The organism is Aeromonas sp. s1(2024), from assembly GCF_040908005.1.
GTDB lineage: Bacteria > Pseudomonadota > Gammaproteobacteria > Enterobacterales > Aeromonadaceae > Aeromonas > Aeromonas caviae.
Genome location: NZ_JBFOCW010000025.1, coordinates 91,852 through 99,984, shown reverse-complemented (window position 1 = coordinate 99,984; position 8,133 = coordinate 91,852). Strand labels below are relative to the sequence as shown.

General features: G+C 60.6%; 5 protein-coding genes and 2 tRNA genes. 4 read left to right on the top strand and 3 right to left on the bottom strand.

The genetic code is table 11. The features are described 5' to 3' along the window. Positions 1-117: 117 nt before the first annotated feature. Both istA and istB read left to right on the top strand, forming a co-directional pair. Complete coding sequence (istA, locus tag AB5Y70_RS06585; RefSeq protein WP_368175977.1) at positions 118-1,617, top strand: IS21 family transposase; 1,500 nt, start codon at positions 118-120, stop codon at positions 1,615-1,617. Next, a complete protein-coding gene (gene istB, locus AB5Y70_RS06580) occupies positions 1,604-2,344 on the top strand; it encodes an IS21-like element helper ATPase IstB (protein WP_010675356.1) in 741 nt (246 codons plus the stop codon). Before istA ends, istB begins: the two co-directional genes overlap by 14 nt. On the opposite strand, the gene AB5Y70_RS06575 is transcribed toward istB, so the two are convergent. Together AB5Y70_RS06575 and AB5Y70_RS06570 are read right to left on the bottom strand one after the other, a co-directional pair. Then, a complete protein-coding gene (locus tag AB5Y70_RS06575; RefSeq protein WP_319882060.1) occupies positions 2,316-3,305 on the bottom strand; it encodes an integrase arm-type DNA-binding domain-containing protein in 990 nt (329 codons plus the stop codon). The genes istB and AB5Y70_RS06575 overlap by 29 nt on opposite strands. Before the next feature lie 545 nt (positions 3,306-3,850). Further along, positions 3,851-7,288: an ATP-binding protein gene (locus AB5Y70_RS06570; protein ID WP_128274397.1), complete on the bottom strand. Its 3,438-nt coding sequence runs from the start codon at positions 7,286-7,288 to the stop codon at positions 3,851-3,853. Positions 7,289-7,537: 249 nt separating this feature from the next. On the opposite strand from AB5Y70_RS06570, the gene AB5Y70_RS06565 reads away from it, so the two are divergent. Then, positions 7,538-7,613, top strand: a tRNA-Gly gene (locus tag AB5Y70_RS06565). Between the two features lie 55 nt (positions 7,614-7,668). Continuing rightward, a tRNA-Cys gene (locus AB5Y70_RS06560) sits at positions 7,669-7,742 on the top strand. Between the two features lie 63 nt (positions 7,743-7,805). Here the strand turns inward: AB5Y70_RS06560 and AB5Y70_RS06555 are convergent. Then, a complete protein-coding gene (locus AB5Y70_RS06555) occupies positions 7,806-8,093 on the bottom strand; it encodes a hypothetical protein (protein ID WP_128313520.1) in 288 nt (95 codons plus the stop codon). Positions 8,094-8,133 lie beyond the last annotated feature (40 nt).

The following is an 8,133-nucleotide window of genomic DNA, read 5'->3' as shown; positions in this document are numbered from 1 at the left end:
CTGTTGATCAGCGCGCAAAAATGACCAGGTTTCCGGGGTTTTCAGCGTCCAATTTTGACCACCCCGGAGTGTGTGCAACTATCCGATCTTTGGATCGGAGAACCTGGAGTGTTAATCATGGAAACCGTGTTGAAGATCCGGCGTATGCATCAGGTGGACGGCCAGTCCATCAGCGCCATCGCTAAAGTCACAGGACTCTCTCGCAATACCGTTCGCAAATACCTTCGCCAACCTCCCTCCGAACCGCCCAAGTACCGCCGTCCACAGCCAGCCAGGCCCAAGCTCGGTGAATTCGAGTCGACACTGACCCAGTGGCTGGACCTCGATGCCAAGCGGCCCAAGCGACAACGCCGCTGTGCCAGGCAACTCTTCGAAGACCTACAACGCCTGGGCTACCAGGGGGCCTACGACAGCGTCCAGCGCTTCGTCCGTGACTATAAACAGCAGTCAGCCAAAGTGGCTGCCTTTGTCCCCCTGACGTTCGCGGCTGGTGAGGCCTATCAGTTTGACTGGAGCGAGGAAGAGGTGGAGATCGGCGGCGTGGTGCAGTGGGTCAAGGCTGCCCATTTTCGCCTCACCCACAGCCGCCAGCCCTTCGTCATGGTGTTTCCTCGCGAAACCCAGGAGATGGTGTTTGCCGCTCACGATGCGGCCTTTCACTACTGGGGCGGCGTGCCACGCCAGGGCATCTACGACAACCTCAAGACCTGTATCGACCAAGTACTTGAGGGGAAAGAGCGCCGCTTCAATCCCCGCTTCCTGGCGCTGATGAGCCATTACGTCATTGAGCCGGTAGCCTGCACCCCTGCCTCGGGTTGGGAAAAGGGCCAGGTTGAGAAACAGGTTCAGGATGTGCGCCGGCGCTGCTTTACACCCCGGCGCAAGGTCGACAGCCTGGCCGAGCTCAACCGTCGGCTTATCCAGGAGCTGGAGCAGGCAGCACAAACACGCCCCCACCCGGACGACCCCTCGCAAACAGTGTGGCAGCGCTTCGAGCAGGAACGGACCACCCTGCGCCCCCTGGCTGCGCGCTTCAATGGCTATGTGGAGCGGGAGCTGCGGGTTGACAGCACCTGCCTCATCCACTTCGACCGCAACACCTACAGTGTCGACAGCCGTTACGCCCATCGTCATGTCACAGCCCGGGTCTTCGCTGACCGGCTCCAGGTGTATGCCCAGAGCGAGCTTATTGCCGAGCATCCCCGCCAGTTTGGCCGGGACAAGACCCAGTTCGACCCCTGGCATTACCTCGGCCTGCTCGAGCACAAACCCGGCGCGCTGCGCCACGGTGCTCCCTTCAAGGAGTGGGTGTTACCGCCGGCTTTGAGCCGCTTACAGCAGCAACTGCTGAGCCGCAAGGGCGGTGACCGGGACATGGTCAAGCTACTGTTGGCTGCCCGGCAGGACGGACTCGACCTGTTGGAGCAAGCCTGCCAGCAGGTACTGCTGCTGGGCGGCAGCTCGGCCGAGCTGGTACTCAACCACCTGCAGCGGCTGCGCCGCCCCGTCGAGGTGCCACAGCTCCATGCTCAGGTGGTGCCGCTTGCACAGCCGCCGCAGGCCAACTGCCAACGCTATGACAGCCTGTTACCGGGAGGTCAGCATGTCAGCCGATGAAATTTACCAGCGCCTGCAGGGGTTGAAACTGTTTGGTATGGCGGCGCTGTGCGACGAGCTGCTGGCGCATCGGGAGCGTCCCTTACCACCGCCGGAGCAGTGGCTCAAACGGATGATCGAAGCCGAAGAATCCGAACGTCAGTGCCGCTCGATCCGCTATCAGATGGGCATCGCCAAGTTCCCGCTGGCCAGGGACCTGGACAGCTTCGAGACCGCAGACACCCCGGTCAGCCCCGTGCACCTGTCCGCGCTGGATAGAGATGACTTCCTGGAGCAGAAGCGCAATCTGCTGCTGATAGGCGGAACCGGGACGGGTAAAACCCATCTGGCCATCGCCCTGGGGCGCAATGCCGTGCGCCGGGGCAAGCGAGTGCGTTTCTACGGCGTGGTGGATCTGGTCAACCAACTGGAGCAGGAGAAGGCGGCAGGCAAAGCCGGGCAGCTTGCCAACCGGCTGGTCAATGTCGATGCGGTTATCCTGGACGAACTGGGCTACTTGCCGTTTGCCGAAAGCGGTGGCGCCCTGCTATTTCACCTGATCAGCAAGCTGTACGAGCGCACCAGCCTGATCCTGACCACCAACCTGGCCTTCAGCGAATGGAGCAAGGTATTTACGGATGAGAAGATGACAACGGCGATGTTGGATAGGATCACCCATCACTGCGAGATCATCGAGACAGGAAACGACTCCTACCGCTTCAAACAGAGGATGAAATCAGCCAGCTAACCCTGGTCAATTTTGGACGCTGAACCCTGGTCATTTTTCGATGCTGATTGACAAAGATCTCGACGGCTCGAAGAGATAACGGGACGCGATGCATTTGTTTGGCCTTCATTCGTTCTGCTGGCAAGGTCCAGACCTTTGCTTCCAGGTCTACCTCTGACCATTTCATGGCTCTCACTTCACCTGAGCGGCAAGCCGTCAGGATTAAGAACTCCAGCATTAAACGAGTTACATCGTAACGTTGTGCCGTTCTCAAATGCTGCTGAATAAAGGTTGGAATATCACGCCAAGGCATGGCTGGCTGATGCTCTGTACGAACGGCCTTACTGGGTTGCGATGGGAGTAAGTGATTTACAACATCGACAGGGTTTGCCTGGCAGTGACCATGCGCCCAGGCCCAAGCCATGACCGCATGCAGCCGTTGTTTCACACGGCTGGCAGTTTCAGGGATCTCCAACCAGATCGGCATTAAGACCTCAGCGATCTGTGCAGGAGTGATAGCGGAGATTGAGTACTGGCCAATCATGGGGAATGCATACTGCTCGAGCGTCGAGATCCACTGTTTGCCGTGTTTGGGTTTTTTCCATCCAGGTAGCAGTTTGGAATGAACTTCCCGAGCAGCAGCCTCGAAAGTTGGGATAGCGGGTTTGTTCTCTTCAGCACGTTTGAGTTCGAGTGGGTCAAGGCCATTGGCGAGTTGCTCTCGCATCTTCTGTCCTTGCTTGGTGGCATCGGCTATGGATATTTCGGGGTAAGAGCCTATTCCTGCATTTCGGCGTTTTCCGGTCACTGGGCTGACATAACGAAGCACCCAGTTGCCACGGCCTTTAGCCGTTGACGGATGAAGTGCTAGGCCTGTTACGCCACCATGTGCAATCGCTTTGTCACCCGGCTTGAGATTACGTGCTTTGGTATCGGTAAGAAGTGGCATTAGGGAAGATTCCTTGAGAATGTGGTATGCCATTGACTATGCCATCCATTGTGCCATTTAGTGCGAGATAGAGTCATTTACAGTTGGACGGTTTTGGACAGCTTTACCTGTAAGGCGCTGATTTTAATTGGATATGTAGGGTGTGGCTGGTTTTGGTTGGATGTAACTCAGGCGGGCTGTCTCTCCGCCATTTATTCCCCTCAAGCCCGCGTCCGTCGCGGGTTTGTCATTTCTATCTCATCTCTGTCCATCCCCCGGCTCAGCCATCTCCCAATGTCTTTCCCGATTTGGGGCCTGTGGTCACGGGGTCGCGAAGTCTCACCCCATTCTCTCTAATGTCCATTCACCTGATTAGCCACTTGCCGGCTCAGACAGGTCTCCCGGGGTCATCACCAACATGGTGATGGGGCATGGGCCCGCACCTGCAGGGTCATCTGGCCGACCCCGCGAGCTCAGCCATCGCGATCCCCCTGATAGGCGCAGAAAGCCTGCGAGTCGATGTGTCCAGAGTTGGCTATTGGTGCTTGGTTTTCTATCCCGCAGCCATCATCAGAGCAACGTGGCTGCGGGTTGGAGACTCATGCCTTGCGGCTGGCGAGCTGGCGAAGGCGCTGGGTGCTCTGGTGCAGACTCTGGTGCTGCACCTCGTTCAGGGCGCAGTGCTTGAGCACGTACTCGGCGCTGGCCACCACCGTCTTCCAGCGCGGTGCCTTGGGCAGGGTGTCGAGGTTCAGGTACTTGTCGAGGGTGCGGGTCTGGGGACTGGAGCGGTCCATGTAGACCCGCCACAGCTTGCTCTTCTCCGCCAGCACTATCTTGCCCTTGCCGGTGCTCTGCTGCCAGGTCTCCAGGGTGAGACGCATGGTGTCCACCAGGGCGCGGCGCAGAGGTTCGTCATCCTGCTGGCGAATGAGGTCGTCCGCCAGCGACCTGAACTCCCCTCCCAGCCGGCTCAGTTCCCCCAGCAACTGGCCATCCTCGATGATGGCCTGGCGAGAGAGGCTCTTGAGGGCGTTCTCCAGTGCAGCCATGCGATTGTCGTCCTGGCGCGGTTCGGTGCCAAGGGTCAGCGCATAGGCGTGCTGCCCCCCCAGGTTGATGGGCAGGGCGCGGGCGTTGAGGGTGTCTCGCTGGCCCGCCACCAGGAAGTCCAGCTCCCGCACCGGCTGCGCGGTCATGTCGGGCCACTGGCTTGCCAGCGGGGCGGCCAGCCACTCGTCCAGCATCTGCCCCTCCATGGCTTCCGGCTCCTGACCCAGCAGGCGCGCCAGGGCCCGGGAGGCAAACAGCACCCCTCCTTGCTCATCGAGGAAGACCATGGGGTCGGCCCCCTCGCCAAGCAGGGCGAGGAGCCGCTCCTGATCCTGGTGCAGTTGCTCCTGGAGCAGCAGACGGTGCTCTATCTCCTGTTTGAGCAGGCGGTTCTCCACCAGGGAGGCGCGCCCGGCGCTGGCCTCCAGCAGGGCTCTCACCCGGGCGAACAGCTCCTCCTTGCAGAAGGGTTTCACCAGATAGTCGTTGGCCCCGGCGTTGAAACCCTCTTCAATCTCCTTGGGCTGGTTGAGGGCGGTGAGCAGCAGCACCGGCAGCTTCTCCTTGGGGTGCTGCTGGCGCAGACGGCGGCAGACGTCGAAGCCCGAGAGGGTGGGCATCATCACATCAAGCAGGATGAGATCCACCGGCTCCTGAGCCAGCTTGGTCAGGGCGTCGTGGCCGTCGCTGCTGGGCAGGATGCGATAACCGCAGGGCTGCAGCAGGTGGCGCAGTATGTGCAAATTGATGGGCTCGTCATCCACCACCAGGATGACGGGGGCATCTTGCGGCGGGGGCGGCAGATCCTCGCTCTCCCAGTCCGGCAGGATGACGGGCTGCTGGCGCACCAGCTGGTGCTCTATCTGGCGGCTGTCGAGGGTCAGACTGCCCGCCTTGCCGCTGGCCAGCGGCAGGGTGAAGGCGAAGGTGGAGCCGACGCTCGGCTCGCTCTCCACGAACAGCTCCCCCCCCATCAGGTGCACCAGCTGGCGGGTGATGGAGAGACCGAGGCCCGCTCCCTGCTTGCTCACTTCCGGGCTCATCTGCACCAGGGGCTCGAAGATGTGCTCCAGATGGTCCCTGGCGATGCCGATGCCGGTGTCGGTCACCTTGATGCGCAGGAAGTTGCCTTCCACCAGGGCGCTCAGCACCACCTTGCCCTGGGGGGTGTACTTGATGGCGTTGCCCACCAGGTTGTAGAGCACTTGCTCGAGGCGCTGTTCGTCCGCCAGCACAGGGGGCAGTTCGGCGGGGCTCTTGTCCACCAGGGTGAGGGGCTTGGCCTGCACCAGGTGCTGGCAGAGATCCAGCACCAGCCGGATGACCCCCTTGGAGGAGACCGGCTGGGGGTGGATCTCCAGCTGGCCGTAGCGCATCTGGTGGTAGTCGAGCAAGTCGTCCACGAGGCGAGCCAGACCGTCGGCGCTCTTGATGATGAGGCCGAGCTGCTTCTGCTGCCCTTCGGTCAGGTCCTGCTGGCTGGCGAGCATGGACTCGGCCATCCCCTTGATGCCGTGGATGGGGGTGCGCAGCTCGTGGGAGGTGTTGGCCAGGAGCTCGTCTTTGAGCTTGTCCGCCTGTTGCAGGCTGAGGTTCTGCTTGTGGGTCAGCTTGACCTGCTGTTGCAGCTCCTGGGTCTGGCGTTCGATGAGCTCGATCTTGTCCTTCACCGAGCGCTGCATGTGGCGAAACGCCTGGGCCAGCCGGTCGATGTCGTCGTCGGTGCGGGGGATGGTGATGGGGTGATCCAGGGCGCCGTCAGCCACCTGTTCGGCGGCGGCGGTGAGGGATCGCAGGGGCGCCGTGATGGAGTGGGAGAGCCAGCGGGAGAAGAGGATCAGCAGCAGCAGTGAGCCTGCCCCCAGCAGGATCACCAGCGTCTCGAGCTGGCGGATGGGGGCATAGGCCTCGCTGGTGGAGATCTCGGCGATGAAGGCCCACTCGGTATCGAACACCTTCACCTGGGTATAGGCGGCCAGCACCTCGTCATCGTGGTAGGAGAGGAAGGGGCCGACCCCCTGCTCCCCGGAGAGGGCCTTGATGATGAGGGGGGTCTGCAGCGGCCGGAAGTCGGGGCTGAAGCTGTTCTCCACGCTGAATTCAGGGGCGAGCCAGGCGTTGGCGCGCATCCGCTTGTCCGGGCCGATAAGAATGGTCTCGCCGGTTGCGCCGAGCCCCTCCCGCTCCGCCATGATCTGGTTGAGCTTGTCCGGCAGCAGCTCGAAGATGACCACGCCGCGCACATAGTCGTACTGCATCACGGGAGCGGCGAGGTAGGCGACCACCTGGCCGGTCAGCTCGTTGCGGCCAAAATCGGTGAACTCGAAGATCTGCTGGGGCTTCTGGCCGCCATCGAGGCGGCGCTTGATCTTGGCGAAGGTGTTGCCAAGACCGCTGGACTGGTAGGGGCCCGAGAGCAGGTTGGTGGCGAAGTTGGCCTGCTTGGTGACCGAGTAGACCACGTCACCGTTGAGGTCGACCAGGAAGATGTCGCTGTAGTTGGATTTGCGCACCATGTCGGCGTAGCCGCGATGGAAGCGCTGGTGGACGCGGCCATACATCTCGTCCGCCAGGATGAGGGCGCTGATGGAGGGCTCTATCTCCACCTGACTGTCAGGTTGTTGCAGCTTGTCCCAGGAGCCCGGCACATAGCGGGCCTGGGCGCGGGCGCGGGCCTCCTGCGGCGTGGTGCCGAGCTTCTCGAAGGCACCGGTGAAACCGTAGAAGCGACCGATACTGTTGCCGGCAAAGTCCTGCTGGGAGAAGTTGATGATCTGCTCCTTGAGGTTGCCGAAGTAGTCTTGCAGCTGGTTTTTCTTGATGTTGCGCACCGAGACCAGATGGTTGGAGGTCTGGGTGGTGAGATCCTTGCCGTGGCTATAGAGGAAAAACAGGGTGACGACCAGGAAGGGCACCAGGCCCAACATGAAAAAAGCCAGCATCAGCTGCGGTCTGAGCCCCCGAGGCCTGAAGTTCCATTTCATCGCATGATTTTCAATTGAGAATCCAGTTACTAAGCGCGATGAGTTTCTGACTAAAGGCTAACTATTTCAATGGCTTTATCTTAAATTCGCTCGTCGGGTCACAGGGAGCGGGGGGATTTTCGACCAAGGCGTCTAAAGGGTGAGCAAACAGCACGAGAAAGGGCTCAAAGTGAGAAAAAAGGGTTGTGCCCGGGCTCGGGGTACGTATAATGCGCCTCGTTGTCAGGTAACTGGCACGCAAGCAGTCATGCGGGAATAGCTCAGTTGGTAGAGCACGACCTTGCCAAGGTCGGGGTCGCGAGTTCGAGTCTCGTTTCCCGCTCCAATACTCCATGGCACCAACCATGGACATCACTCTCAAGGCAATGCCTTGTCAGCATGGCGCGTTAGCAAAGCGGTTATGCAGCGGATTGCAAATCCGTTTAGTCCGGTTCGACTCCGGAACGTGCCTCCATCTTCTCCCTGTTTTCCATATCCCTGACGTTGTCCATCCGCCATGGCGGCCCAGGATGATGCTTCATTGCATGTCAGTCAGCCGTGAACAACCCTCCCGTTGCCACGTCTTGTGCAGATGTATATCCATCTCGGCCAATGCCTCGCCCCTGGATCCGGACCTCTCTTCGCCCCCCTGTTCTGCCAGCGCGGCCATCTCCTTTATCAGCAAACCGCATTGCCACAGGCTGGCGGTGGGGACCCCGTGATAGGGGATGTCGATGGCATCGTCACGATTGAGCCGCCACTCCTGCCACTGGCTCCAGGCGAGCACGCCCAATGCCCCCAGCAGCACTGCATCCACAAGTTTCATCCTGTGTTCCCCCGTTCTGGTCCAGTCCTCGTTAACTCTG

What these genes read in the sequence shown, in the direction of transcription:
- istA (WP_368175977.1), top strand. Translation starts at nt 118, where the DNA reads ATGGAAACCGTGTTGAAGATCCGGCGTATGCATCAGGTGGACGGCCAG.
- AB5Y70_RS06555 (WP_128313520.1), bottom strand. Translation starts at nt 8,093, where the DNA reads ATGAAACTTGTGGATGCAGTGCTGCTGGGGGCATTGGGCGTGCTCGCC.
- AB5Y70_RS06575 (WP_319882060.1), bottom strand. Translation starts at nt 3,305, where the DNA reads ATGGCATACCACATTCTCAAGGAATCTTCCCTAATGCCACTTCTTACC.
- istB (WP_010675356.1), top strand. Translation starts at nt 1,604, where the DNA reads ATGTCAGCCGATGAAATTTACCAGCGCCTGCAGGGGTTGAAACTGTTT.
- AB5Y70_RS06570 (WP_128274397.1), bottom strand. Translation starts at nt 7,288, where the DNA reads ATGAAATGGAACTTCAGGCCTCGGGGGCTCAGACCGCAGCTGATGCTG.